General features: G+C 72.9%; 24 protein-coding genes. 9 read left to right on the forward strand and 15 right to left on the reverse strand.

The genetic code is table 11. The annotated features are described in order from the left end of the window. Positions 1–201: 201 nt before the first annotated feature. The 4 genes from G545_RS0107415 to G545_RS0107430 are packed head-to-tail and all read left to right on the forward strand — an operon-like array spanning position 202 to position 4,676. A complete protein-coding gene (locus G545_RS0107415) occupies positions 202–1,404 on the forward strand; it encodes a beta-ketoacyl-[acyl-carrier-protein] synthase family protein (protein ID WP_027069827.1) in 1,203 nt (400 codons plus the stop codon). Then, a complete protein-coding gene (locus G545_RS0107420; protein ID WP_407059630.1) occupies positions 1,401–2,222 on the forward strand; it encodes a beta-ketoacyl synthase chain length factor in 822 nt (273 codons plus the stop codon). The genes G545_RS0107415 and G545_RS0107420 overlap by 4 nt, the downstream gene beginning before the upstream one ends. Continuing rightward, the gene (locus G545_RS0107425; RefSeq protein WP_027069829.1) at positions 2,212–3,039 is read left to right on the forward strand and encodes a glycosyltransferase family 2 protein; all 828 of its coding nucleotides are present in this window, start codon (positions 2,212–2,214) and stop codon (positions 3,037–3,039) included. Before G545_RS0107420 ends, G545_RS0107425 begins: the two co-directional genes overlap by 11 nt. Beyond that, positions 3,036–4,676 carry an NAD(P)/FAD-dependent oxidoreductase gene (locus tag G545_RS0107430; protein WP_027069830.1) on the forward strand — a complete coding sequence of 547 codons (1,641 nt, stop codon included), beginning with the start codon at positions 3,036–3,038 and terminating at the stop codon, positions 4,674–4,676. The genes G545_RS0107425 and G545_RS0107430 overlap by 4 nt, the downstream gene beginning before the upstream one ends. Positions 4,677–4,694: 18 nt before the next feature. On the opposite strand, the gene G545_RS0107435 is transcribed toward G545_RS0107430, so the two are convergent. From G545_RS0107435 to G545_RS0107475, 9 genes are all read right to left on the reverse strand, one after another. Beyond that, the gene (locus G545_RS0107435; protein WP_027069831.1) at positions 4,695–5,159 is read right to left on the reverse strand and encodes a hypothetical protein; all 465 of its coding nucleotides are present in this window, start codon (positions 5,157–5,159) and stop codon (positions 4,695–4,697) included. Positions 5,160–5,245: 86 nt separating this feature from the next. Next, positions 5,246–5,974 carry a 3-oxoacyl-ACP reductase FabG gene (fabG, locus tag G545_RS0107440; RefSeq protein ID WP_231553166.1) on the reverse strand — a complete coding sequence of 243 codons (729 nt, stop codon included), beginning with the start codon at positions 5,972–5,974 and terminating at the stop codon, positions 5,246–5,248. Between the two features lie 122 nt (positions 5,975–6,096). Further along, positions 6,097–6,531, reverse strand: a complete 435-nt coding sequence (locus G545_RS0107445) for a phosphotransferase (protein WP_027069833.1) — start codon at positions 6,529–6,531, stop codon at positions 6,097–6,099. Further along, positions 6,528–8,891 carry an MMPL family transporter gene (locus tag G545_RS0107450; protein ID WP_027069834.1) on the reverse strand — a complete coding sequence of 788 codons (2,364 nt, stop codon included), beginning with the start codon at positions 8,889–8,891 and terminating at the stop codon, positions 6,528–6,530. Before G545_RS0107450 ends, G545_RS0107445 begins: the two co-directional genes overlap by 4 nt. Next, positions 8,888–9,553, reverse strand: coding sequence for a LolA-related protein (locus G545_RS0107455; RefSeq protein WP_244874619.1), 666 nt, complete (start codon positions 9,551–9,553; stop codon positions 8,888–8,890). Before G545_RS0107455 ends, G545_RS0107450 begins: the two co-directional genes overlap by 4 nt. Next, positions 9,474–10,448 carry an LpxL/LpxP family acyltransferase gene (locus G545_RS0107460; RefSeq protein ID WP_027069836.1) on the reverse strand — a complete coding sequence of 325 codons (975 nt, stop codon included), beginning with the start codon at positions 10,446–10,448 and terminating at the stop codon, positions 9,474–9,476. The genes G545_RS0107455 and G545_RS0107460 overlap by 80 nt, the downstream gene beginning before the upstream one ends. Further along, positions 10,445–10,729, reverse strand: coding sequence for a dehydratase (locus G545_RS0107465; protein WP_036137746.1), 285 nt, complete (start codon positions 10,727–10,729; stop codon positions 10,445–10,447). Before G545_RS0107465 ends, G545_RS0107460 begins: the two co-directional genes overlap by 4 nt. Positions 10,730–10,768: 39 nt before the next feature. Further along, positions 10,769–11,467 (reverse strand): COG4648 family protein, encoded by a 699-nt coding sequence (locus tag G545_RS0107470; protein WP_052106840.1) that lies wholly within the window; start codon positions 11,465–11,467, stop codon positions 10,769–10,771. Positions 11,468–11,474: 7 nt separating this feature from the next. Next, entirely contained in the window at positions 11,475–11,744 is a 270-nt protein-coding gene (locus tag G545_RS0107475) for a phosphopantetheine-binding protein (RefSeq protein WP_027069839.1), read from the reverse strand. 148 nt (positions 11,745–11,892) lie between these two features. On the opposite strand from G545_RS0107475, the gene G545_RS0107480 reads away from it, so the two are divergent. The 4 genes from G545_RS0107480 (at position 11,893) to aroE (ending at position 15,184) form a co-directional block, all read left to right on the forward strand. Next, the gene (locus G545_RS0107480; protein ID WP_027069840.1) at positions 11,893–12,882 is read left to right on the forward strand and encodes a chorismate transformation enzyme, FkbO/Hyg5 family; all 990 of its coding nucleotides are present in this window, start codon (positions 11,893–11,895) and stop codon (positions 12,880–12,882) included. Positions 12,883–12,938: 56 nt separating this feature from the next. Next, a complete protein-coding gene (locus G545_RS0107485; protein WP_036137738.1) occupies positions 12,939–13,187 on the forward strand; it encodes a membrane protein in 249 nt (82 codons plus the stop codon). Positions 13,188–13,209: 22 nt separating this feature from the next. Continuing rightward, a complete protein-coding gene (gene hemB / locus G545_RS0107490) occupies positions 13,210–14,202 on the forward strand; it encodes a porphobilinogen synthase (protein ID WP_027069842.1) in 993 nt (330 codons plus the stop codon). A 127-nt stretch (positions 14,203–14,329) separates the two neighbouring features. Further along, complete coding sequence (aroE, locus tag G545_RS0107495) at positions 14,330–15,184, forward strand: shikimate dehydrogenase (RefSeq protein ID WP_027069843.1); 855 nt, start codon at positions 14,330–14,332, stop codon at positions 15,182–15,184. 54 nt (positions 15,185–15,238) lie between these two features. Here aroE and G545_RS0107500 read toward each other — a convergent pair whose 3' ends face one another. From G545_RS0107500 to G545_RS0107525, 6 genes are all read right to left on the reverse strand, one after another. Further along, positions 15,239–15,769: a gamma carbonic anhydrase family protein gene (locus G545_RS0107500; RefSeq protein WP_027069844.1), complete on the reverse strand. Its 531-nt coding sequence runs from the start codon at positions 15,767–15,769 to the stop codon at positions 15,239–15,241. 55 nt (positions 15,770–15,824) lie between these two features. Continuing rightward, positions 15,825–16,625, reverse strand: a complete 801-nt coding sequence (locus G545_RS0107505; protein ID WP_052106829.1) for an OmpA family protein — start codon at positions 16,623–16,625, stop codon at positions 15,825–15,827. A 1-nt stretch (position 16,626) separates the two neighbouring features. After that, positions 16,627–17,634, reverse strand: coding sequence for a type VI secretion system-associated protein TagF (gene tagF, locus G545_RS0107510; RefSeq protein ID WP_036137655.1), 1,008 nt, complete (start codon positions 17,632–17,634; stop codon positions 16,627–16,629). Next, a complete protein-coding gene (tssM, locus tag G545_RS14010) occupies positions 17,634–21,389 on the reverse strand; it encodes a type VI secretion system membrane subunit TssM (protein WP_052106830.1) in 3,756 nt (1,251 codons plus the stop codon). Before tssM ends, tagF begins: the two co-directional genes overlap by 1 nt. Before the next feature lie 16 nt (positions 21,390–21,405). After that, positions 21,406–22,917: a hypothetical protein gene (locus tag G545_RS0107520; RefSeq protein WP_027069847.1), complete on the reverse strand. Its 1,512-nt coding sequence runs from the start codon at positions 22,915–22,917 to the stop codon at positions 21,406–21,408. Between the two features lie 148 nt (positions 22,918–23,065). Further along, positions 23,066–23,959, reverse strand: coding sequence for a M15 family metallopeptidase (locus tag G545_RS0107525; RefSeq protein WP_244874620.1), 894 nt, complete (start codon positions 23,957–23,959; stop codon positions 23,066–23,068). 141 nt (positions 23,960–24,100) lie between these two features. Between G545_RS0107525 and G545_RS0107530 the strand changes: the two genes are divergently transcribed. Beyond that, a complete protein-coding gene (locus G545_RS0107530; protein WP_027069849.1) occupies positions 24,101–24,913 on the forward strand; it encodes a hypothetical protein in 813 nt (270 codons plus the stop codon). Positions 24,914–24,928 lie beyond the last annotated feature (15 nt).

The raw sequence follows: 24,928 nt of genomic DNA on the forward strand, positions 1-24,928 counted from the left end.
TACCCGGATCAGCGGCCGCGGGACCGCCCTGCCGCCCTGAATCCGTTGCCGCGGGCGTCCGGCGGCGCTGGCATACTGCCCGGGCCGCGCGGGTGGGGAGCCCGCTTGTTGTCCAGGAGACCCGTGCCGTCCTCGTCGCCCGCATCCGTCCCGCCTCACGCTGAAGCCGCTGCCGAGGTCCGGTCCCCGTTGCCGGCCGCGATGGAACCCGTCGCTGTGCGCGCCTGGACCGCGACCACCGCGATGGGGACGGGCGCCGCCGCGCAGTTGGCGGGCCTGCGTTCCGGCCGCACCGGACTGCGCCCCAACGACTTCGGCCCGCTGGTGGACGGCGCCCCGCTTCCCTGCTGGATCGGACGTGTGGAAGGACTCGAGGACGCGCCGCTGCCGGCGCACCTGGCGCACTGGGAATGCCGCAACAACCGGCTCGCCTGGATGGCGCTGCAGGCGGATGGCCTGGCCGGGGAGATCGAGGCCGCCACCCGCCGCCATGGCGCCGCACGCGTGGCAATCGTCGTGGGCACCTCCACCTCGGCCATCGGTGCCACCGAGGAGGCGTACACGCGCCTCGAACCCGGTCCGGACGGCACGCCGTCCTTCCCGCCCGACCTGGCGCGCCGCGCGGTCCATACCGTCCACGCGCTGGGCGCCTTCGTCCAGGAGGCGACGGGGCTGCAGGGACCATGCATGACGGTCGCGACCGCGTGCTCGTCGAGTGCCAAGGTGTTTGCGCAGGGCGCGCGGCTGCTGCACGCGGGGCTGGCCGACGCGGTCCTGGTCGGCGGCGTCGACACGCTGTGCGGCAGCGTCCTGTACGGCTTCAACTCTTTGCAGCTGGTGGCGCGCGAGCGCTGCCGCCCCTTCGATGCCGAGCGCAACGGCCTGTCCCTTGGCGAGGCCGGCGGATTCGCCCTGCTCGAACGTGCCAGGCCCGGCGACGACTCACTGAAGCTGCGCGGCTATGGCGAGTCCAGTGATGCGCACCACATGTCGCATCCGCATCCGGAAGGCGCCGGTGCGCGCCTGGCGATGCGCGACGCACTGGCGCGGGCCGGCATCGACGCGGCCGACCTGGACTACCTCAACCTGCACGGCACCGCGACGCCTGCCAACGATCGCGTCGAGGCGGCCGCGGTGGCGGCGATGTTCCCCGGTACCGTGCACGCCTCCTCGACCAAGGCCTGGACCGGGCACACCCTCGGCGCGGCCGGGATCGTGGAATCGGTGGTCGCGCTGCTCGCGCTGCGCGAAGGCTTCCTGCCCGGCACTCTCGGCTGCGACACGCCCGACCCGGCCTGCGGTCCGCAGGTACGCACGGAGGCGGCCAACACACGGATCGACTTCGCAATGAACAATTCATTCGGCTTCGGCGGAAACAACTGCTCGCTGGTGTTCGGCCGATGACGGTGCTCGCCTGCACCGTGGAAGGGGTCGGGTTCTGGGCGCCGGGACTGCCGACCTGGGAGGCCGCGTGCGCCTTCGCACGAGGCGGGGCGATCGACGCGGACGGTCCGCGCAAGCCTTCTCCCCGGCTGCTCGCCGCAAACGAGCGCCGCCGCGCACCGGAGACCGTCGCGGTCGCACTCGAGGTCGCGCTCGCCGCCTGCCAGGCCTCGGGCCGCGACGCAGCCAGCCTGCCGTCGGTGTTCGCGTCCAGCCAGGGCGACCTGGTGATCGCGGACTACATGTGCGCGACGCTCGCCGACGATCCGGCCACGATATCGCCCACCCGCTTCCACAACTCCGTGCACAACGCGGCCGCCGGTTACTGGACGATCGGCACCGGCGCGATGCATCCGGCCACTGCGTTGAGCGCGGGGGACGCGAGCTTCGCGCAGGGACTGCTGGAGGCGCTGGCACAGCTGGCGGGCGGCACGGAGGCCGTGCTGCTGGTGGGCTACGACGGTGCCGCGGTCGGGCCGCTGGGCGCGGTGGTACGCAGCACGGGCCTGTTGGGCGGCGCGATGGTGCTCGGCCGCGACCCTCGCCCAGGTGCGACGGTGATGCAGGTCCGCGTAGTGGAAGCGGTGCGGGGAGGCGCCGCCGGGCCGGGGCCGCTGGCACGGCATGCCCGGGGTAACGCCAGCGCGCCGATGCTGCCCCTGTTCGATGCCCTTGCCTGCGGTTCGCCGCATGCCTCGCTGGATCCGGGCACGGGCCGCAGCCTGGAAATCACCCTTGCTGAACACCAGCCCATGCAAGGTGCCGCGCATGAATCGTGACTCCATCGCGGTGGTGATCCCCGCACTGAACGAATCACTGCGCATCCGGGAGGTCGTGCAGGGCGCGCTGGCCGAATGCCGCAACGTCATCGTCGTCGACGACGGTTCCGACGACGACACGGTCGAGAAGATCCGGGACCTCCCGATCACGCTGCTGCGCCACCGCGAGCGCCTCGGCAAGGGCGCCAGCCTGCGCGACGGTTTCGCCGAGGCACTCCGGCAGGGCGTCGCCGGCGTGCTGACCATGGACGGCGACGGACAGCATTCGGCCGCGGACATCCCCCGCATGCTGGACGCGGCCCGGCGCTATCCGCGCCACATCGTGATCGGCGCGCGCCTGCGCAAGCGCTCGCAGCAGCCCCGCTACCGGCGCCTGGCCAACGCCTTCGGGGACTGGGGCATCGCCTGGGGCACCGGCTACCAGATCGCCGACACCCAGAGCGGGCAGCGCCTGTATCCCGCCGAGGTGGTCGCGCTTGGCGACCTGCCCGGCGAGGACTTCGTCTTCGAATCGCAGATCCTCATCTCCGCGGCGCGCGAGCTGGGCATGCGCTGTGTTTCGGTCCCGATCGAGTCGCGCTATGCCTGCGTGCACGCCACCGAGGCGGCCGCCGACCAGGAGCCGCAGTTCCGCGCGAGCCATTTCCGCCCGCTGCGCGACTTCACCCGCATCACGACCCACGTGGTGGCCACCGTGTTGCGCCAGGGGGGGATCTGGGACGCGTGGCGCAGCGCGCGTGCCAACCCGCCGCTGATCGACGACCCAAGCGGTGAGTTCGCCGTCGCCGCCACGCCGCGGGAGGCGACCAGCAGATGACCGTCGCGTCCCGCAGTGCCGACGTCGCCATCCTCGGCGGAGGCCTTGCGGGACTTTGCCTGGCCCTGCAGCTGCGGCAGCGCGACCCGTCCATCCGGGTCACGGTGCTGGAGCGGAACCGGCACCCGGTGCGCGAGGCCGCGTTCAAGGTCGGCGAGTCGACGGTCGAGATCGGCGCCCACTACTTCGCCAACGTGCTCGGCCTGCGCGAGCACCTGGACGCGGCGCAGATCCGCAAGTTCGGCTTCCGCTTCTTCTTCAGCGAGGGCCGCGAACAGCTCGACCGCTGCACCGAGCTGGGCGTCAGCCGGCTGCTGCCCACACCGTCCTGGCAGCTGGACCGGGGCCGGTTCGAGAACTTCCTCGGCGAGCACGCGCGCTCGATGGGCGTCGAGTTCCTCGACGGCGCGACGGTACGCGGGGTGGATCTCGCCGAAGGCGACCAGCCGCACGAAGTCCGCTTCCAGCACGACGGAGCCGACCACGCCCTTGCGGCGCGCTGGGTCGTGGACGCCAGCGGCCGCGCCGGACTGCTCAAGCGCAAACTCGGGCTGGCACTGCCCAACGACCACGATGCCAATGCCGCCTGGTGGCGGGTCCGGGGGCACATCGACCCCAACGACTGGTCCAGCGACCCCGCGTGGCGCGGCCGCTGCACGCCGCCCCGGCGCTGGCAGTCGACCAACCACATGTGCGGCCCCGGCTACTGGTTCTGGCTGATCCCGCTCGCCTCCGGGTCGCATTCCCTGGGCATCGTCTGCGACGCGAAGATGCACCCGCTGGAGACGATGAACACCCACGGGAAGGCGATGGCGTGGCTGCGCGCGCACCAGCCCGGGGTCGCCGCGGTGCTGGAGGACGGGCGCCACGAGGTGCAGGACTTCCGCTTCCTGCGCCACTTCTCCTACGGCTGCAGGCAGGTGTTCTCGGCGGACCGCTGGGCGCTGACCGGGGAGGCGGGCCTGTTCCTGGACCCGTTCTACTCGCCCGGCAGCGACTTCATCGCCATCAGCAACGGCTACATCTGCGAGCTGGTGGCGGCCGAGCGCGCCGGCAAGCCCATCGGTGCGCACGCGGCCGTCTACCAGCAGCTGTACTTCTCCTTCTACGAGAGCACGCTGAGCCTCTACCAGGACCAGTACGCCCTGTTCGGCGATGCGCTGGTGATGCCGCTGAAGGTGATCTGGGACTACACCTACTACTGGTCGATCCTGGCGCCGCTGTACACCAGCGGCAGGACGGCGGCGCTGCCGGTGCTGGGCCGCCTGCGGCCGACGCTGGAGCGTGCGGGCGAGCTCAACCGGGCGATGCAGGCGATGCTGCGCGACTGGGGCGCCCGCAACAGCGCCGGGGGCGCCGGCCCGCTCGGGCCGCTGGACGGCCGCGAACTGGACCAGTCCCGCATGGAGTGGTTCCGCGAGCTGAACCGCGCGCTCTCCGACGAGCTCGACGACGACGCGTTCGTGTCGCGGATCCGCGGCAACGTGGCGCTGATGGACCGGTTGGCCTCGGAGCTGCTGGCGCGCGCGAGGGCGCAACACCCCGGGATCGACGACCGCGGGATCACGGCCGCCTCCGACGCCGCGACCCCGTTGCTGGGGCCGCAGTGGTACGCCAGCGAGGCGGCGGTCGCCTGAGCGACGGGGCGCCGCCGGTCAGTCGACCGGTGGCGGCGCGTTGGCCGGACGCTGCGGCTCGTGGACGTAGATGGCGATGCCGGCACCAACCTTCGGGCTGGGGCTGACGTTCACGCCGACGCCGCCGCTGGTGTAACTGCGCCCGCCGAAGCTCCCGCTGCCCACTCCGACGCCGATGCTGCTGCCGCTGTAGCCCTGGGCGGTGCCCTGGAACAGCACGCCGTTCGCGCCGAGTTCGGCGGCTGCGGTCCGCAGCTTGCCGATCACGGCGTTCATCTTGTTCTGCTCCCCGTAGGTGAAGCCACCGCTGGAGGCTTCCAGGAGTGCGATCTCGTCGTACCGCCCGGGTGGAGGGGTGTAGTAGACCTGCACCTGCTCGGGCGAGATCGCCGGGCGCGCGGGCCCCAGCATCACCTTGGACGTACTGGCACACCCGCTCGCCACCAGCGCCATGCACAGCACCATTGCCGCTCGCAGTTTCATCAGTGTCTCCTCGGTCCGCCGGGCCGGATGCGGCGAGTATCGCGCCGCCCGCGACACTGCAGGGTGAACCTGCCGGATGCGTCCGGTCAGCCCATCCCGCCGTTGACGCCGATGACCTGCCCGCTGATGTAGGCGGCTTCTTCCGAGCACAGGAACGCCACCAGCGCGGCGACCTCCTCCGGCTTTCCCGCGCGGCCGGCGGGCACCAGCTGCTTCACCATTTCGGCGGGGAACGCATCGGCGGTCATCCGCCCCTCGATGACGCCCGGCGCGACCACGTTGACGGTGATGCCGCGACTGGCCATCTCGCGCGCAAGCGACTTCGAAGCCCCGTGCAGGCCGGCCTTGGCCGCGGCGTAGTTGGTCTGGCCGCGGTTGCCCAGCACCGCCGCCACCGACGACACGCTGACCACCCGCCCCCAGCGTCCCCGTGCCATCGGCAGCAGCAGCGGCTGGGTCACGTTGAAGAAGCCGTGCAGCGACACGTCCACCACCCGTTTCCACTGCGCGGCCTGCATCCCGGCCATGGGCGCGTCGTCGTGGATGCCGGCGTTGTTGACCACCACCTGGACCGGGCCGTCCTCCAGCAGCCGCTCGATCGCCTGGAGTGAGGCGGCCTCGTCGGTGACATCGAAGGCCACTGCTTCGGCACTTCCGCCCTCGTGGTGGATGGCATCCACGAGTTCCTGCGCACGGGCGAGGTTGCTGTTGGCGTGCACGACCACGTGCATGCCATCGGCGGCCAGGCGGCTGGCGATGGCGCTGCCGAGGTCGCCGCTGGCACCGGTGACGAGGGCGCGCTTGGGGTGGGGCATGGGCATGGCGTTGGCTCGGGGAACGGGGAACGGGGAACGGGGAACGGGGAACGGGGAACGGGGAACCGGGAACCGGGAACCGGGAACCGGGAACCGGGAACCGGGAACAGCGTGGTCGTGGGTCAGGTCGGCATGACGGTGGATTCGCCGGTGGCGAGCAGGGTGCCGGCGTGGCGCAGGGTGAAGCGGTATTGCCAGCCGGCGGGGCTCTCCATGAGCAGTTCGGCCTCGCATTCCAGGTCGCCGGGGAGATCGTCGATGCGTTCCACGTGCAGCTCGACCGCGCGCAGGCCGACGAGCAGGCCCGGGCGCGCGGTGCCGCCGCCGGCCGAGGCGCGCAGGCCGCCATGGACCGCCATGGCCTGGGCGCCGTACTCGCACAGGTGCACGGCATGCAGGCGGCCGTTGGAGCGCAGCGGGTGGGCGGGGTCGCGATGGCGCCAGGCGCGCAGCACGATGCGCTCGCCGCTCCAGTCCAGCACCTCGTCCCACAAGGACATCGACCCCGCGTGGGGGACCAGGGCCTCGATTGCAGCCGCATCGACGCGTGCATTCATGCTGGCGCTCCTGTTCGTGGTTGCGGCTCCGCCGCGGGCCGGCGGGACACGAGGACCGAGAGGACGAAGTTCCCGGCGACGCCCAGTGCGACCGTGCTTCCGATCGCGCGCAGCACCGGGATCGACGAAGAGGCCAACACCGCGAACACCAGGAAGGTGGTGAGGCTGCAGACGATCACCGCATGCAGGGTGCGCACCTGGGCGTCGCGCGAGTCGCCCGCGTGGTCGAAGAACAGTGCGTAGTCGAGCCCCAGTCCGGCGGCAAGGATCAACGCGACGAGATGGAACAGGTTGAGCTCCACCCCCAGGGCCCGCAGGAGCGCCACCACCACCAGGGTGGTCAGCACCATCGGCGCCAGCACGCGAAGCACCCGCGACCCCGAGCGCAGCGCGCCGGCCACTACCAGCGCCAGCAGCACGAAGGCGGCCAGCAGCGTCCACAGCAGCCTGCTGCGGTACTCGACCACCAGCGACTCCGACGCCGACTTCAGGTCCAGCAGCCGCGCGCCGCTCGCCTCCAGCGCAAGCTCGAGCGTGCGCGGGTCGGTGATGCCGCTGAGCGAAACAAGGCCGATGGCTCCCTCGCCGTTCGGCATCAGCAGGCCTTCCACGGGCGCGGCAAGCGGCGTGCCGGCCAGGTCACCCGGCGTGAGCGGCTCCGCCGTGCGCGCAGCCTCCACGTCGGCCAGGAACGGCTCGAAGACGTCGCTCCGGAACGGCGTGTCGGTGCTGGCCGCCTCCAGCGCCCGCGCCAGCTGGTCCGGCCCCGGCAGCCGTGCCTGGCGGGCACGCTGGGTCGCGGCGCTCGGCAGGTAGCGCGCCGCCAGGTCATAGCCGGCCAGGACGCCATCGCGCCGCAGCCCTTCCAGCACCGGCAGCAGGGCCTCGGACGCCTGCAGCACCGCCTCGCCGTCCGTCCCCGGGACCACCGCGAGGTGGCGCACGTCCGGCGCGCGCAGCTCGCGCCGCAGCTCTTCGTCCGCGCGCAGCGAGGCCTCCGGCACAGGGGTCAGGCGCGAGAGGTCGTTTTGCCAGAAGGGCCCCGGCCGCCACCACACCACGCCGACGGCGATGATCGCCAGCACGATCGCACCAGTGACGCCCAGCCTGGGCAGCGACTGCAGGCGGATCCAGAGCGCCTGCATCCGCGGCGAGGCGGCCGGGTCGGCGAAGGCCCCGCGCCCGTGCCCGTCGTCCAGCAATGCCGGCAGCACGTAGCGCGTCGAGAGCGCGGCCACCGCCAGGCCGGTGATCGTGAACACGGCCAGCTGCGATAGCCCCTCCACCCCGGCCGCGAAGAACGCGAGGTAGGCGATGCAGGTCGCGACCACGCCCACCGCAAGCGCCGGCCATAGCGCACGCACGCTGTCCCAGGGCGAGGCGGCGGCCCGCTGGTTGCTGAAAAGGTGGATCGGGTAGTCCTGTGCGACCCCCACCAGGGTGAAGCCGAACGCCAGGGTGATGCCATGCACCGCCTCGAAGCCGGCGACCACCGCCACCAGACCGGCCAGTCCTCCGCTCACCAGGGGCAACGCGCCCAACAGCGGCGCCCGCCAGCTGCGGTAGGCGATCAGCAGCAGCAATACGAACGCGACCGAATCCAGGCTGCCCAGGCGCGCGGCCTCCGCGCGGGTGTGCCCCCCCACCTCGACCGAGAATGCGCCCGGCCCGGTCACCACCAACCTGGCGGCCGAGTCGCCCCGGGCCTGGTCGAAGGCCGCCCGCAGGGCGTCGAGCGCCCGGGCCTGCCCGTCCGGATCGAACCCGGCGGCGCCGGTCTGCGCCAGCAGCAGCGCGCGTTCGCCGGCGTGGTCGAACCACACGCCGTGCAGGCGGCGCGGGGACGCGGCGCCCTGCCACTGTTCCGCCAGTGCGAGCACTTCCAGCGTCGGGTCCGCCGGCAGCAGTGGCTCGACCAGGTGCCCGGCCGGGGAGCCCAGGTCCTGCAGCCGCGCCTGCAGCTCGCTGCGCAGGTACGCCTCGTCCAGCGCGTGCGAGTCCAGGGTCGGCGACAACAGGTATCGGTACGGCCGCAGTGAGTCGGGCACCTGCTCCAGCGACGCCGTGCCGCCGTTGGCGACCAGTGCGAAGTGCGGGTCGGCGGAGAGCGCCTCGGCCAGTGCGGCCGACTGCGCGGCAAGGACTTCCGGGGCGTCGCCCTCCAGCGCGACCAGCAGCAGGCGCGAACCCGGGCCTTCGCCGACGCCCTCGACCAGCAGCTTCTGCTCCGGGGTGCGCGGCTCGGGCATGAAGCGGCGCAGGTCGCCTGCAACCTCCAGGTTGCGCGACAGCCAGGCGCCGGCGAGCACCAGCAGCGCGATCCAGGCAAGGGCAAGCGCCCAGCGCGCGGTGTGGCTCATCGCCGGGGCGGGTGGCACAGCGCGGCGAGCGCCCGTGCGTCGTCGACGTCGTGCGCGTCCACCGCGGCGCCGGCGAGGAGCGTGCGCTGGGGCTCGCCGCCGCCGGGCGCGATGGCCTCGATGCAACGCAGCTCGCTGCCCCGTCCCTGCAGTGCGATGCGGCCCAGCTCCCGCAGCGCCGGGTCCTTTGGCACCAGGTGCAGGGTCCAGCGCGCCTGGCTGCCTTCGGCGCGCAGCTCGAACTCGCGCTCCAGAGCGCGGCCGTCACCGGCCAGCAGCGCCTCGAAGCTCCCGCCCAGGCCCGCCAGCTCCGGCGCACGGTCGAGCTGCACCCGCCTCGGCGCACGCCCCTCGCGCTCGATCACGGCCTCGCCGCCCTCCAGGGTCGTGGTCTCCCGGTACGGCGAATGGACCTCGCGGACGAGGGTCCCCGCGGCCGGCCGCCGGTACTCGCCCGAAAGTCGCAGCGGCGTCTTCAGCAGGCGCGAGTGGCGGAGCTCGACGAAGGGCGTGCGCGACGGCGCCGGACGCACCAGCCGCTCCAGGATCCAGCCGGCGTCGACACCCTCGTCCTGGCGCTGCTCAGCCCCGGCCAGGCCCGGCCACGTGCTCGCCAGTGCCAGCAGCAGGGCCAGCGGGAATGCGGTCGTCGCGTGCTTCATCGTCCTGCCAGAAGTCATAGAAGTTGAACCAGTTGTACGGCGCCGCGCGCGCATGGTGCTCCAGGCGCGCGGCGTAGGTGGACACCAGCGCCGCCAGTGCTTCGCGCCGATCCTGCCTGCGCATGCGGATGCCGTCGCTGAACGGCTCGAACACCACCTCGTAGCACCTGCCCCCACGGTACAGCCCGAAGCCGAGCACCACCGGTGCGCCGGTCGCCGCGGCGATCAGCCACGGTGCCTGCGGGAACGGCGCGGGCCGGCCCAGGAACTCCGCGCCGATCCCGGCCTGCCCTTCGTGGACCCGGTCGACCAGCAGCGCGACCAGGGCCCCCTCCTCCAGCGCCTCGTGGATCGCCAGCGCGACCGAGGGCCCGTCCTGGCCGGCATCGATGACGGTACGCGCCACCTCCGGGTTGAGCGCATCCAGCAGCAGCGTGATCGCAGGGTTGTGGGCGACGTCGAGCACCACCCGCAGGCGCATCTCCGGTCGGCTGTGGGCAAGCACCCGCAGCACCTCGAAGCTGCCCAGGTGCGACCCGAACATGAGCACGCCACGCCCCTGGTCCAGCTGGCGGTGCAGCGCGTCGGCACCCCGGACCCGGACGTCGAAACGATCCAGCTCCCCGCCAAGCAGGAACACCCGGTCCAGGATCGTGCTGGCAAAACAATGGATGTGCCGCGCGACCTGCCACAGGCCTGCCTGGCGGCCGGTCACCCGTTGCAGCCAGGTCCTCGAGGCCCGGCGCTCCGGGCCCCTCATGGCGAGGAAATACAGGGTGATCGGCAACAGCAGCGCACGGGACACCGCGCGGCCGCCGTACCGGGCGATCCCGCGGATCAACCAGAGCGCCAACCAGCCGCCGCCTTCGGGACGGTGCTTCCAGGCCGCGCTCATGCCAGACCGTCCGCGCGCACTTCCCCGCTGGCCAGCAGCTCGTCGCCGCGCAGCACGCGGAAGCGCCAGCGCGGCGCCGCGCCGTCCAGCTCGATGCGCGCCGGCTCGCCCGGCAGCAGGGGACGGGCGAACTTCACCCTGGGCAGCCGCAGTGGACCGTGCCCGGCGCCGATGCGGGCCAGCACCTGTTCCAGCAGCACCACGCCGGGCACGACGGGCCGGCCCGGGAAGTGCCCGGGCAGGCAGGGGTGGTCTCCGGCGATGGTGAAGGTGTCTGGCACGTACCGCTCCGCTTGCACCGGCAAGGATAAGCCAGCCCGCTACCGCGCCTGGCGGAACAGCCCGCGCCAGAACGCCGGTCCCAGCCGCGCCATCGCTCTCGCGTAGGCGACCGGCCCCTGCCGGCGGTCCGGAAAGCGGAACTGCCGCCACACAAACTCGGCCACGAAGAAGGCGGCGATCAGGCCGTGGTCGAGCAGGTTGGCCACCGTGGACCAGGTCGCCCGCGACACCTGCAGCGGCGGGGCATACCCCATCCGCAGCAGCAGGCCGTCGGGTTCCGCGAGCAGCGCCAGCGCCAGGCTGGCGGCGGTCATCGCCAGCAGCAGGCCGGCCCAGGCCGCGGTCAGCCGGCGTGCGTAGCGCGCCACGTCGGCGGGCAGGTCCGCCGGCCGGCACTCTTCCAGCGCCGCCACGATCCGGATGATGACCGGCGTGCCGCCCTGGCCGAGCGAACGGGCGAACCACCAGCCCACCACGCCGGTGAACAGCATCGGCGGGAACAGCAGCAGCAGCTCCGGAAGCGGCCCCGCGCGCACCGACCACAGGAACAGTGCGCTGGCAGACAGCAGCATCCAGGCCCACGGACGGCCCCGCGCCAGCGGCACCAGCGCCATCACCACCACCAGGTCCAGCAGTGCCAGGGAGGCGAGCACCGCGTCATGCCGGACGCTGGCGGCGTGGGCAAGCAGCGGATAGGCGACCGCCAGCAGCAGGCGCAGCGGCAACAGCGGCCCCATGGCCGGATCAGGCCGCGCGGCTTTGCTCCACGTGCGCCGAAAGGGCGCGCAGGGACGCGAAGATCCGGCGGTTGGCCTCGCCGTCCGAGCGCAGCTGGACGCCATAGTGCTTGTTGATGGCCAGCGACAGTTCCAGCGCGTCGATGGAGTCCAGGCCCAGCCCTTCACCGAACAGCGGCGCCTCCGGTTCGATCTCCCCGGGCTCGACCTCCTCCAGGTTGAGGCTCTCCACCAGCAGGCGGGCCAGCTCGTTCTCGGCAGGGCTCTGTGCAGACATCGGTACGGCTTCCGGGGAATGACGAACGCGCCAACGATCAGCGAAACCCCGCGCTGGCGCAAGGCCTCCACGCGACCGGCATTGCCGCGCCGCGTATCATCGCCGGATGATCCAAGCAGCAAGTCGCGGCCCTGGAGCCAGCGCCGCAATGCCGGGCAACGGGTACCGCCTGGCGGTCGACTACACCCACTCCGATCCTGGTTCCCTGCTCGCCGGCGAGGACGTGCTGGCGGTGCTGGGCTTCGGCCCGGGCGCGGCCGCGGTGGACGACCCGCGTTACCTGCGCGTCGGCCTGGAGCCCCACGGCCCCGCTCCGCTCGAGGTCTGGCGGACCACCGGCCCGGTCCGGCACGGACGCGACGGCGACGTGCGCTGGGCCGAGGGCGGCGGGCTGCAGTTCGGCGCGATCGAACTGGACGAGGCGGGCGCCGGTGGACTGGAAGCGGCCGCGGCCGCCGCCTACCGGCGCATGCTCGGCTTCGTCGCCGGCCACGGCCATCCGCACCTGCTGCGCGTGTGGAACTACCTGGACGCGATCACCCTGGGCGAGGACGATGCGGAGCGCTACCGCCGCTTCTGCGTCGGCCGGGCCGACGGGCTGGGCCGCTTCGACACCGCGATGCTCCCGGCGGCCACGGCGATCGGCCGGCTCGACGGGCGCCGGACCCTGCAGGTCTACTGGCTGGCGGCCACCACGCCCGGCACGCCGCTGGAGAACCCGCGCCAGCTCAGCGCCTACCGCTACCCGCGCCGCTACGGACCCCAGCCCCCCAGCTTCGCGCGGGCGATGCTGCCGCCCGACGGCAGCGACATGCCCCTGCTGCTGTCCGGCACCGCGGCCATCGTCGGCCATGAATCGCGCCACGTGGATTCGCTGGAAACCCAGCTGGATGAAACCCTCGCGAACTTCCGCGCCCTGATCGGCGCCGCCCGGGAGCACCGGCCTTCGCTGCCTCCCGGCTTCGGCCCGGGCTCCCGGCTCAAGGTCTACATCCGCGATGCCGGCGCACTCGCGACCGCCGACGCCCTGCTGCGCGAGCGGCTCGGCCCGGAGGTCCCCTACGTGCTGCTGCATGCAGCGGTATGCCGGCGCGAGCTGCGCATCGAGATCGACGGCGTCCACGACGCGCCGCGCTGAACCGGCCGCGCCCGCTGGCGCTATGCTTGCCGCACCGACCTTGTGAGGGAACGCCGATGGGACTGATCAGCCTGCTGTGGGGCATCGTGTCGCTGCTGTGGATGGTCCTGGCCCTGATCCCGTTCCTGGGCTGGGGGAACTGGTTCCTGATCCCGTTCGCCGCCATCGGGGCCATCATCGGCGCCATCGGCATGGCGGTGACCTCGCCGGGCAAGCGCGGGCGGGCCAAGACCGGCCTGCTGCTCAACGCCGTGGTGATCGTGGTGGCCATCTTCCGGCTGTCCATCGGCGGCGGGATCATCTGAGCCCGGGGCGTACAATCGCCCCATGAGCACGCATCCCTTCTCCCGCCCGCGGCGGATGCGCCGCGACGAGTTCTCGCGCCGCCTGATGCGCGAGTCGGTCCTCACCGCCGACGACCTGATCTACCCGGTCTTCGTGCACGAGCCTTCCGGGCGCGCCCCGGTGCCGTCGATGCCCGGCATCGAGCGGCTGTCGATCGACGAGCTGCTGAAGGTCGCCGAGCAGGCGAGCGAATTGCGCATCCCCGCGCTGGCGCTGTTCCCGGTCACCGCGCCGGAGGCGAAGTCCGCCACCGCCGAAGCGGCCTGGGACCCGGAAGGCCTGTGCCAGCGCGCGGTCCGTGCCCTCAAGGAGCGCTTCCCGGAACTCGGCGTCGTCACCGACGTCGCGCTGGATCCGTACACCAGCCACGGCCAGGACGGGCTGGTGGACGACAGCGGCTACGTGCTCAACGACGAAACCGTCGAGGTGCTGGTCAGGCAGGCGCTGTCCCACGCCGAGGCCGGCGCCGACGTGGTCGCCCCCAGCGACATGATGGACGGGCGCATCGCCGCCATCCGCAGCGCGCTGGAGCAGGACGGCCACATCCACACCCGCATCCTGGCCTACAGCGCCAAATACGCCAGCGCCTTCTACGGGCCGTTCCGCGACGCGGTCGGTTCGGCCAGTGCATTGGGCGCGGCCGACAAGCGCACCTACCAGATGGACCCGGGCAATTCCGATGAGGCGCTGCACGAGGTCGCCCGCGACCTGGAGGAAGGCGCGGACATGGTCATGGTCAAGCCCGGCATGCCGTACCTGGACATCGTGCGCAGGGTGAAGGACGAGTTCGGCGTACCGACCTTCGCCTACCAGGTCAGCGGCGAGTACGCGATGCTGCGCGGCGCCTTCGAGAACGGCTGGCTGGACGAGCGCAAGTGCACGCTCGAGGCGCTGCTCGGGTTCAAGCGCGCCGGTGCCGACGGGGTGCTGACCTACTTCGCGATGGACGCGGCGCGCTGGCTGCGCGAGGGCTGAGCGCGGCGGCGTACGTCGGCGGCGCGATTCCGCCAACCGCTTCGGGGACGACGACTGCACGCACGCCGGCCTAGACTGCCAGCGTCACGGCCGGGACCGGCCCGGCCACGCCACCGCAGGAGTCGCCATGTCCGCAGACCGCTACGCCGTCGTCGGCCACCCCGTGGCCCACTCGCTGTCGCCGCGCATCCACCAGGCCTTCGGGCGGCAGCTCGGGATCGCGCTGGAGTACGGCACGATCGACTGCCCGCCGGAGCAGCTGCCCGACCGGGTTGCCGCCTTCGCCGCCGACGGAGGGCGCGGCCTCAACGTCACCCTGCCGCACAAGCGCGCCGCCCATGCGCTGTGCACCGAGCTGGGTCCCACCGCGCAGCGCTGCGGCGTGGTCAACACGATGGCCTGGACCGGCGATGGCTGGCGCGGCCACAACACCGACGGCAGCGGCCTGGTGCGCGACCTGACCGAGCGCCGCCGCCAGGACCTGCGCGGTCGCAAGGTGCTGCTGATCGGCGCCGGCGGGGCCGCGCACGGGGTCGCACCGGCGCTGCTGGACGCGGGAATCTCGGCGCTGTTCATCGTCAACCGCACCGACGCGCGCACCGATGCGCTGGCCGACCTGCTGGCCGACCCGGCCCGCGTGCACCCGCGCTACTACGAAGACATGGACGACCTCGGCCCGTTCGACCTGATCATCAACGCCACCTCGATGGGTCACGACGCGGGCGACGGCGATCCCGTCGCGCTCCCGGGGAAGATGCTCACCCCGCGCACCGACGTGGTGGACCTGTCCTACGGCCGGGCCGCGGTCGGCTTCCTGGCCTGGGCACGTGCCGCCGGCGCCGACCGCCTGTTCGACGGCCTGGGCATGCTGGTCGAGCAGGCCGCCGACAGCTTCCGCATCTGGCACGGCAAGCGCCCGTATACCGACGAGGTATACGAGGAACTACGCAAGGAGTTCGGCTTCCCCTTGGCCTCCGACTGACATCGCGTTTCCCCCTCTCCCGCTTGCGGGAGAGGGCCGGGGTGAGGGCCGCTCCTACCCCAGGTACATATCCTTCAACCGCACGTAATGCCCCGCGCTGTACCGCAGCTGCTCCAGCTCAGCATCCGACAGCTTGCGCGCCATGCGCGCCGGATTTCCCAGCCACAGCTCGCCACTGCGCACGACCTTGCCCGGCGCCACCAGTGCGCCGGCACCGACGAAGGCGTGGTCCTCGATCACCGCGCCGTCCAGGATCCGCGCCCCCATGCCGATCAGGCAGTAGTTGCCGATGCGGCAGGCGTGCACGATCGCGCCGTGCCCGATGGTGACGTCGGTCCCGATCTCGGTCGGGAACCCACCCGGTTGCGTGTACGGTCCATCATGGCTGACGTGGATGACCGTGCCGTCCTGCACGTTGGTGCGGTCGCCGATGCGGATGTAGTTGACGTCGCCGCGGACCACGCAGCCGGGCCAGATCGACACGTCGTCGCCCAGCTCCACGCGGCCGATGACGGTGGCGGCGGGGTCGACGTAGACGCGCTCGCCGAGCACGGGTTCGTGCCCCTGGAAGGATCGGATGTTCATGGGTGGATTGTAGCCGGCGAATCGCGCGGGGCCGCCGGGCCGCGGCCGGGAACGCCTACAGCACCCGGAACTCGATCCGCCGGTTCCGGGCCCGGCCTTCCTCGGTGTCGTTGCCGGCCACGGGCCGGTCGGGCCCGAAGCCCTGCACCCCCAGGTTGTCGGCATCCACGCCGGCGGCTTCGAGGTACTCCTTCACCGCGATCGCCCGTTGCAGGCTCAGGGCGACGTTGGCCTGGCGCGGCCCGACGCTGTCGGTGTGGCCGATCACCTGCACCTGCTGGCGGCCGATCCGCACCAGCGCCGCGGCCATCTCGTCGAGGATCGCGCGCCCTCCGGCGGTCAGCTCGGCACTGCCGCTGCGGAACTCGATGATGCGGTCCGCCAGCGCCTGGTCGAGCACCGCCTGGCTCCCGCCCCCGGTGGCAAGCAGGCCGTTGCGGACCTGGTAGCCCGGTCCCGCGGCGGTGGCCAGCACGCTCGCCACCTGCTGCCGCACCGCCTCGTTGGCCACGTTGCCGCGGATGCGGACGCTGTTGCCCTCGATCGCCAGCTCGCCACCGCTGACACCGGTGATCGCGGGATCCAGCATCGCCGCCACGCGCGCGCTCCAGTTGGCGGGCGCGACCACGCCGTCGACTTCGATGCGGTCCACCACGCGGGCGGCGCCGTACAACGCGTGCAGCCTGCCGAGGATCGCCGCGCGGGTGGCCTCGTCCGGCACCGTGCCGGCAACGACGACCGGCGCCGCACCCGCCGGCTGCGCGGGCGCAGCGGGCGCGGCCAGCAGGAGCGTGGTCAGCAGCACGGCACGCGCGGCGGTGGTCCGGAAGCAGTCGCGGGAGGATACGGTGTCCATGTCAGATCCCCAGGAAAGTGCGGTTGAAGGCCGCACGCGCGGTGCGCAATGCCAGGTCGCCGCGGTCGAGGTGGCTTGCCAGCTTGGCCAAGGCGTAGTCGCCGGAAAGTTGCCCGTCCACCCACTCCGCGTCCGCGAGGTCGACGAACCGCGTCGCCGCCTCGCTCCGGTCCAGGGCGCCGTGCAGCGTGCGGCCGTCGGCGCCGTTGAAGCCCAGCAGCAGGCACGGGTCCTGCCCCAGGTGCGCGGTCCCTCCGCTCAGCAGCAGCACCAGCTCGAAGTCCGCGCGGGCGAGGAAGCCCGACACCAGGTCGAGCCAGAACGCCGCCACCAGGGGCCGGTACAACGGGTCGGCGGGGAGCGGCAGCGACAGGCCCTTGTCCACGCCGCCACCTGCGGCCGCCACGGGCTGCAGCAACAGGCCGAGCGCGGGCAGCACCTGCCGCAACAGGAGCGGCGGCCGCCCCGGCCGCTGGAGCAGGGCCTCGAGCGCGGCGACGTCCTGGAGGTCCAGGAAGTCGTCGAAGGCGGCGTCCCAAGCGCGGGTCCCCGCCTCGATCCCGACCCTCGCCGCGCCGATTTCCCGCAGCGCCGGTGCCGGATCGTCCGCTTCGAGCGCCTGCCGACCGAGCCTTTCCATCAGCGACCAGGGCCGCGAGAGGGCCAGCGCGCTGCGGCCGATGAAGGCCAGCGGCCGCGGCACTTCCAGCCGGGCAGCCAGCAGGAACGGGAAGCGACGTCCCGAGGCGTCGCGGCTCGGGACGAAGTGCCCGCCCACCGCCACCCGGTTGCCGGAGCCCAGGAAGGCGAAGTGCAAAGGCTCCGCCTCGTCGTACAACTGGCGCCAGGAGGGATTGCGCGCCATCAGCTCCAATGCGTGTCCGCTCCAGCGGTCCAGCATGTGCATCAGCTGGTGGTTGCCCTCGCCGCCGACGAAGTCGCCACGGCTGGGCAGCTTCCCGAAGCAGCCGATCGGCAGCTGCAGCTCCCTTGCCTCCGCCACGGCCATCACTTCGCTTCCGCCCGGCTCGACACGCCCGTGCCCGCGGCTCCGCCGGGCCCCGCCGTGCCCACGCCGGCAACGAGCCTGGGCAAGCGCAGCCCCACCGAGTCCCCGGGCGTCGCGTTGGGCTGCACCGAGCTGATGATGCGCAGCTCGACCGCGACCTCGGCCCCGTCGCGGTTCCAGGCGAGGCGGTAATGCTGGTCGCCGAGCACGGCCGCGTCCGCGGCGGCGAACATCGCCTCGGCCGCGCCGCTGCCGGGCGCGTTGAAGACCTGCACCTCGCGCCCGTCACCGGTGACGGCCGTGATCTCGACGCCGGGCACGCCGTCCCCGGGCAGCTCGAAGGTGTGCCACTGCGGCGGGGTGTTGCGGTAGCGCAAGCGCTGGCCGTCCACCACCAGCGTGTACTCGCGCCCGCGCGCCGGCATCGGCAGCACCTGGAAGACCATCCGAGGGCCGTCCGCCGCGCTGCCGCCGACCCATTGTCCATAGCCGGCGACCAGCTCCGGACCCAGTCCGATGCCGATGTCGGCCCAGCGGCGCGGCGCCAGCGTGTTGCCGCGGCGGATCACCAGCGCCCCCAGTGCGTCCTCGCCGAAGCGGGCGATCGCGCCGGCGGGACCGAAGATCCGGTCGATGTCGGCCTTCGCCGCCTCCACGTCCGCATCGGCCGCGTACGGGTAGCGGCGGCCGATGCCGTCCTCGAACGGCTGGTGGACCTGCGCCATCCAGGTCCGGTTGAGTTCGTCCTCGGTCGGGCCCACCAGGGCCGCGAAGCCCTGCACCAGCGGCCGCAACAGCAACGGACGCAGCATGGCGCGCTCCTCCGCCGCCAGTCCGTTGAGCATGTGCTCGTCCACCAGGCGCAGCGTGGCGGAGAGTTCCGACCCCTCGCCGTCCAGCGTCTGCTGCATCAGCTTGCGGGCACCGGGCCCGGGGTCGCCCTGGTTGTGGATGGCGTTGAAGCGGCTGCGTACCCCGCCGAGTGATTCGAAGTAACGGTCCAGCAGTGGCGGGCCGCCCTCGTGCGATGCCAGCAGGCGCGCCAGGCCGGAGAACCGCGTGCCGACCGGGCCTGCCGCGGGCGGTGCGGCCTGGCCGGTTTCCGGATCCACCTGCATGGCTACGCCGGTCGGGTTGCGGCGCATGATCACCCGGTTGAACCAGGCGACGAGGCCCCCGCGCGCCACGCCCGCCAGTTCGCTGGCAGCGGCCGGGTTGTCCCAGACCGTCTCGTGGTGCACCGCCTCCAGCAGCGCGCGCAGCGGCGACGCGGCGGGATCACCGAGGCTGTTCATGCGCTCCACCGCGTCCGGGAAATCGCCGAAGCCGGCCACGCTCACGCCCTGGACGAAGCGCTGCCACTCGCGCGCGTACTCGGCCTTGTATAGCGCGGCCAGCTCTGCGGTGATCAGCTGCGGGCTGCCGGCGAGGGTGAGGTCGCTCTGCACGGTGGACTCCAGCACCCAGTCGGTGCTGCTGAGTTCGGCTCCGGCCGCTTCGGCGATCGCGTCGGATACGTACTCCTCCCACGCCCGGCGGGTGAAGGCGCCGGGGACCTGGTGGCTGCCCACCAGCAGGCCCCCGGAATGTTCGTCGCCGAGCAGCCCGGCCACGGTAACCGGACTGAAGCGGGTGGCCGCACGGGCCTTGATCTGCGCATACACGCGATCGCGTGCCGATGCCCCCCGCATCACCTCGCGCAGCGCCTGGCGGCTGTCGTCGACCAGGCTGTAGCGCGCCTCGGTGCGCGGCCACCCGGGCTCACCGGACTGGCGCACGTGGAAGCTCATCAGCCTGCCGGCCGCGCGCAGCATCTCCTCGCGCGGCATGTCGCCCCGGTTCGCCTCCAGCCAGCCACGCCAGAAGCGGGTCAGCTGATCGCCCAGGTGCAGCGCCTCGACCCGGGCCGGGTCTGCGAGCATCAGGTAGGCCTTGAGCGCGTTGTAGGCATCCTGCGGGTCGATCGGGGAGGCTTCCTCGTACAGCCGTGGCTCACCGCGCTCGTCCGCCCCGGGTCCCGGCTCCCCTTCCGCCGGAACCGCGGGCGTGCGCAGCGACGCCCGGTTGTCCACCACCTGCGCCAGAAAGTCCTCCAGCCGCGCGGTGACCGGCTCCAGCATCACCTGGCGCATGCCATGGAAGTACTCCGCACGCAGCTTCGCCTCCAGCGCGCGGCCCTGGTACAGGCCGAAACCCAGGCCCGGGGGGCGCTCGCTGCGGTAGCGCTCGAGCTGCTCGAGGCGGTCCTGCAGCACCAGCAGTGCCTGGATGCGGGAGCCGAGGTCGACCGAGCCGGCCTGCACCGCCGTAGCGTGCTCCAGGTCCGCCGCGACGTCGGCCACCAGCTGGCGGTTGCCCGTGTAGGACCAGGTCCAGGCCGCGAGCACCGCGCCCAGCACGAGGACGGCGGCGAAGAACGAGGCGTGGCGCAACCGGGTGCGGCCGCGGCTGGAGTACTGCCGCACCAGCCCGCGATCGGCGAAGATCACGCGCCGGAACAGCCCCTGCAGGAAATAGCTGGAATCCGCCGGCGCCACCGGCTCCCGTCCGCCCCCCTCGGCGCCGGCCAGTGCGAACTGCCGCTCGACGCGCTCGGTCGCCGGCTGCACCGCCACGCCCTCCTGCAGGGCGCTGGTGAAATAGAAGCCGCGGAACACCGGCTTGAACTGGTAGGGGTTGTCCTCGAACAGGGTGGCGATGAAGGTGCGCAGCGCCGGCTTGATGCCGTTGAACTCCATCGGCATGGTCAGCAGCCCCGGCGCGACCCCTCGCCCGCGCGCCATCGCCATCTGCGCCAGGCCGGCCTCGCGCAGGCCCTCGGCGAGCTCGTCGAAGTGGCGGTCGAAACTTGCCAGCGCGTCCTCCTGCGACCCGGCCTCATAGGGCAGCGTGGCGCCCCACGCGTTCTCGCGCTCGGACGGGTCCAGCCCGTGGAAGAAGTCGGAGAAGCCATTGATCAGGTCGGCCTTGGTGAACACCACGTACACCGGTGCGTGCACTTCCAGCCGCTCGGTCAGCTCCTGCACGCGCTGGCGCAGGTTCTTGGCCAGGTCGATGGCGAACTCGGGCTTGCTGCCCGACAGCTCGGCGATGGAGGCGGCGATGATGATCCCGTTGATCGGTGCGCGCGGGCGGTGCTTCTTCAGCAGGTCGAGGAAGGTCAGCCACTCCAGCCGGTCCTCGGCGCTGACCGAGTAGCGCCCGGCGGTATCGAGCACGATCCCCTCGGTGGTGAAGTACCAGTCGCAGTTGCGGGTGCCGCCCAGCCCGTGGATCACGGCGCTGCGGTTGTCCTCGAATGGAAAGCGCAGGCCGGAATTGAGGATCGCGGTGCTCTTGCCGGCCGCGGGGTTGCCGATGATCACGTACCACGGCAGTTCGTACAGCGCCGCGGTGCCCTTGGCCTGGCCGATGCGCGAGGACTTGATCGCCCGGACCGCCTCGCCCATGCGCTCGCGCAATGCCTCGGCCTGCGCCTTCCCCGCGGGTTCGGCGTCGGCGACCGCCTGGTCGGCCTGCCCCGCCACCATCGCGTCCAGTCCCTCGGCGGCGCGGCGTGCGCGGTAGCGCCGCACCGCGAGCACGAGCAGCCAGGCCAGGGCCCCGGCGACCAGCGGGGCCAGCAACCAGCCGCCGGCGGCGAGCAGGCCGTCCTTGCCGAAGTACGCCACCACGGCCGCGCCCAGCACTGCCAGGGCGGCGAGCACCCGGTAGTCGCCGAGCCAGTAACGCAGGTTCATCCAGAAGCTTCTCATCGCGGCACGTCCATGTTCAGGCGGTGGCCGCCGCGGCGGCGGCACCGGTGGCGGTGGCGTTCGCGCCCGGCGCGCCTGCCGGACCCGGTTCCAAAGCCGGCGAGGGCAGGGGCGACACGGCGAGGGCGATGCGTTCGTCGCCGTCCGCAAGGCTCAGCACCAGTGAGGGGTGATCCGTTGCGCGTACCTGGGCGGCGGCGGCGGCCAGCAGGACCATCGGCGCGGCCAGCCCGATGTCGCCACACGACAGGCCGAGGTGACGCGCGACGCTACCCGGCTCCCCGTCGGGCAATGCCCCGTTGATCGCCCTGGCGGCCTCGACGGCCCGGCTGGGACGATGGTCGGCATCCGTGAACACCGTCGTGGCGCCGCGCTCCAGCGCCGCGATGTCGAGCGCGTCCTGCAGCAGCCACGCGGAACCCGCGGCGGCGGCGCGGCCGACGGCTGCCTTGCCCCGGGTGGCGCGGTGCACGCGCACCGGCTCCTCGTTCTCCACGCGCGCGGCCGGCGAGGAGGCGAGGAGCAGGCCGGCCGCGGCCTCGCCCGGGATGCGGCCTTCCAGGTGCCCGCTGACCAGCAACTGGTTGCCGGCTTCCAGCCGTTCCACGACGACCGGGTCGAGCATTGACTCGGCCGCGAGCAGCAGATGCGGCATGTCCCGCTCCCCGTCCGCGGCGGCGATCCGCTCGAGCTGGCGCCACGCCTCGCCCCCGTCGCGGCTCGCGTGCGGGACCACCGTGAACCCGTCGTCCGCCATCCCGCTGATGCGGGCAACCTCCGCGACCCGGGCCGCGGCGGCCACGTGGGCGGGCGCGGGCCAGTCGGCCGGCAGCAGCAGCCGCACCTGGAGCGGCGGTGCGACCGGTGCGGCTTCCGGTGCCTGCGCGGAACGCGAATGGTGCAGCGCGTGGGGGTGCAGCCCCCGGCGTTCCAATGCATCGTGGACGATGGCTGAGGATGCGCTTGCCTGGAGCGATTGGGCCGCGAGGAAAAGCTCCTCCGCCACCGCGTCCAGGAGCGACAGCGCACGCAGTGCCCGCGGCGGCATGCCGGCAGCCGTTCCGGCGAGCACGCCGGCCATGCGATCCGGATCGGCCTCGTCGACCGCAGCGGCGAACACCGGCAGCCCCATCGAGTCGCGCAGGCCTGGATGAAGGGGTGGCCGCACGGGTTGTGCGAGCGCCGCGACGACCGCGGCGGGGTCGTCGCCGGCGCGGGTGCGGACGGCGGCCGCGTGCAGGTACAGGGGCCGGTCTGGAGGACGCACGGGATCGCCCGCAGCGTTCTCCCCGCCGGCAACGGCCTGCCCGCTCCGTGCCACGTTCCGGGCGCGCCTGCGGCGCAGCATGGCGCGCAGTGCCAGCAGCGCCGCGAACAGCAGCAGCGGCAGCACCAGCAGCCATCCCACGAGCTGGCCCGCGGTCACCTCGACGGCGCGCGCACGCCAGTACAGCACCGCCACCAGCCACGCGGCACCGAATACCAGCACGGCGAGTGCAAGCACGCGCAGGAACGCGCGCGCACTCACGACAGACTCCGGTGTGCACCAGCACTGGATGCGGACATGCCTTGCTCCCTGGCGGTCCCGTCGGGAAACGGGAATGCGGCGACTTCCGTGCGCCGACGCGGGAAGATAGCAGGACCGGCGGCGGGGTTCACCCCGCGCCCACGCGGGGTCAGTAGCCTGCGGCGCGGCGCGCCCGGCGGCAGGCGTCGCGCATCTCCACGTGCACGTAGTCCCTGAGCCGGCGCCAGTTGCCGCCCCACTCCAGCCCGGCGTCCACCGCGAGCCGGCCGTAGAGCAGGTAGCCGCGGCGGGTCCACGGATCGTCCATGTCCCATTGCAGCCGGCCGTCGCGATACAGGGCGCTGTCCACGGCCAGGCCGTACTGGTGGCAGCTGCGGCCCGCCCCGGCCAGGGTGGTCCCGCTGCCACGGCGCGCCAGCGCGGCCTGCCGCTCCGGACTCCGGTAGCCCTCCACGAGCACCATGCGGTAGCCCTGCCGCGCCATCGCCTGGTGGATGGCGAGCACGCTCTGGCGCAGCCCGGGTGCGACCCGGTCCCAGCGCCGGTCGGCGCTCGCGATCGCCTGCGGCGTGGCGGCATCCGCGCCGGCCTGATGCAATTCCGCCTCGGCGGCGGTGAACACGGCCGGCGGGAGTTCGGGCGGCGGCGCCAGGCGTTCGCCCCGCAGCAGCTCGAGCACGTGGCGGTCGGCTTCGGCGACGACGCCGGGGTCGAGCCGTTCCAGCACCACCGTCCGCCGCGCGGTCATCACCACCAGGGCGGGGGCGAGCAACAGGACCAGTGCCGCGACGGCCGGGACGCGATGCCGCTGCAGCGCCTGCCAGGTCCAACGGACACGTGCGCCCAGCGCCCGCCCGGCCTCACCGGCGTGGTGCCCGGAAACGGCCTGCACCCGGCCACCTGCGCTCGCCAGCCGCCCCCACGCGCGGCCAAGGCCCGCCCCCACGCCGTCGCGCGCCGCCGGGAACAGCGCCAGCCACGCCAGCGCGACGCCCAGCAGGAAGAACACCGCCATCCATAGCACCATCCGTCGGCCCTCCATGGTCCGGCGCGGATTGTCACTGCCCTGCGCCCGCGGGGCCAGCACCGCGTTTGACGCCCCCGTTCCGGACGGCACAGAATGCCGGCGCCCGCGCCCTCACACGCGCGGCGCGCCGGGCGACCGGCCAGGAAAGGAGACCAGGTGGAACGGCACGATGCCATCACCCGCCGCCCGAGCCTTCTGGCGGGCGGCAAGGAGCCCACGGGCGCCCGGAGGTCGCGCGAGCGCATCCTCCCCTCGATCGACACCGCCGACGCGGCGGCCCGCACCGCCCGGCCGTCCCCACGCGCGTGGTCGTGGCTGCTGGCCGTCGTGCTCGCGTTGGCCGCCGTTGCCCTGCTGGTGCCGTGGCCGGAGGGACCTGGCGGGAGAGAAACGCTGCCGCCGCTTGCGGCAAGCGGTGACCGGTCCGCACCGCCTCAGCCGTCCAGCGCAGCCACGATCATCGACGACGCGGCGGCGACCAGCGGCGTCGGGCCTTCCCGCGCGCCGGCCGCACGCGCGGACGCGCCCGCCCCCGTGGACGGGTTGGAGGGAGCAGGCCCCGCCACCACGGCCGCCTCGCCCTTCGCCGCGATGGCGCCGGCGGGCAATGCACCCAACCCCTTCGGCGGGTCGCGACCGGCCGCGGTGGATCGGCGCGAGCGTGCTGCCCAGGTCCCGCCCGCAGATGGCTCGGAGGCACTGCTGGCCACGCTCCTCGGGCACATCCACTCCACGCCCGGACCGGAGACGCCGATGGACCGCATGGTGGAGCGGCTGGCGCGGGAGGAGGCGACGACCACGCCGGCGGCGGCCACGCAAGCGTCCACCCCGCCCGTGCAGTTCCGCTCGTTCCAGATCCAGATGAACCTGCGCGACTGCCCGCCGGCCAACACCACCGAGGGGGTGGCGTGCCGGGCACGCATCTGCGAGGTGTACGCGGGGCGGGACCCGGCCTGCCCGGCCGGGTAGCGTCTTCCCCCGTCG

The organism is Lysobacter defluvii IMMIB APB-9 = DSM 18482 (assembly GCF_000423325.1).
Taxonomy (GTDB): Bacteria; Pseudomonadota; Gammaproteobacteria; order Xanthomonadales; family Xanthomonadaceae; genus Novilysobacter; species Novilysobacter defluvii.

Coding starts and splice junctions, on each gene's coding strand:
- G545_RS0107500 (WP_027069844.1), bottom strand. CDS start 15,769: ATGAACATCCGATCCTTCCAGGGGCACGAACCCGTGCTCGGCGAGCGC.
- G545_RS0107460 (WP_027069836.1), bottom strand. CDS start 10,448: ATGAGCGCGGCCTGGAAGCACCGTCCCGAAGGCGGCGGCTGGTTGGCG.
- G545_RS0107505 (WP_052106829.1), bottom strand. CDS start 16,625: ATGGACACCGTATCCTCCCGCGACTGCTTCCGGACCACCGCCGCGCGT.
- G545_RS0107450 (WP_027069834.1), bottom strand. CDS start 8,891: ATGAGCCACACCGCGCGCTGGGCGCTTGCCCTTGCCTGGATCGCGCTG.
- G545_RS0107420 (WP_407059630.1), top strand. CDS start 1,401: ATGACGGTGCTCGCCTGCACCGTGGAAGGGGTCGGGTTCTGGGCGCCG.
- G545_RS0107425 (WP_027069829.1), top strand. CDS start 2,212: ATGAATCGTGACTCCATCGCGGTGGTGATCCCCGCACTGAACGAATCA.
- G545_RS0107435 (WP_027069831.1), bottom strand. CDS start 5,159: ATGAAACTGCGAGCGGCAATGGTGCTGTGCATGGCGCTGGTGGCGAGC.
- G545_RS0107430 (WP_027069830.1), top strand. CDS start 3,036: ATGACCGTCGCGTCCCGCAGTGCCGACGTCGCCATCCTCGGCGGAGGC.
- aroE (WP_027069843.1), top strand. CDS start 14,330: ATGTCCGCAGACCGCTACGCCGTCGTCGGCCACCCCGTGGCCCACTCG.
- G545_RS0107525 (WP_244874620.1), bottom strand. CDS start 23,959: ATGGAGGGCCGACGGATGGTGCTATGGATGGCGGTGTTCTTCCTGCTG.
- G545_RS0107415 (WP_027069827.1), top strand. CDS start 202: ATGGAACCCGTCGCTGTGCGCGCCTGGACCGCGACCACCGCGATGGGG.
- tssM (WP_052106830.1), bottom strand. CDS start 21,389: ATGAGAAGCTTCTGGATGAACCTGCGTTACTGGCTCGGCGACTACCGG.
- G545_RS0107475 (WP_027069839.1), bottom strand. CDS start 11,744: ATGTCTGCACAGAGCCCTGCCGAGAACGAGCTGGCCCGCCTGCTGGTG.
- G545_RS0107485 (WP_036137738.1), top strand. CDS start 12,939: ATGGGACTGATCAGCCTGCTGTGGGGCATCGTGTCGCTGCTGTGGATG.
- tagF (WP_036137655.1), bottom strand. CDS start 17,634: ATGGCCGTGGCGGAGGCAAGGGAGCTGCAGCTGCCGATCGGCTGCTTC.
- G545_RS0107455 (WP_244874619.1), bottom strand. CDS start 9,553: ATGAAGCACGCGACGACCGCATTCCCGCTGGCCCTGCTGCTGGCACTG.
- fabG (WP_231553166.1), bottom strand. CDS start 5,974: ATGCCCCACCCCAAGCGCGCCCTCGTCACCGGTGCCAGCGGCGACCTC.
- G545_RS0107445 (WP_027069833.1), bottom strand. CDS start 6,531: ATGAATGCACGCGTCGATGCGGCTGCAATCGAGGCCCTGGTCCCCCAC.
- hemB (WP_027069842.1), top strand. CDS start 13,210: ATGAGCACGCATCCCTTCTCCCGCCCGCGGCGGATGCGCCGCGACGAG.
- G545_RS0107470 (WP_052106840.1), bottom strand. CDS start 11,467: ATGGGGCCGCTGTTGCCGCTGCGCCTGCTGCTGGCGGTCGCCTATCCG.
- G545_RS0107480 (WP_027069840.1), top strand. CDS start 11,893: ATGCCGGGCAACGGGTACCGCCTGGCGGTCGACTACACCCACTCCGAT.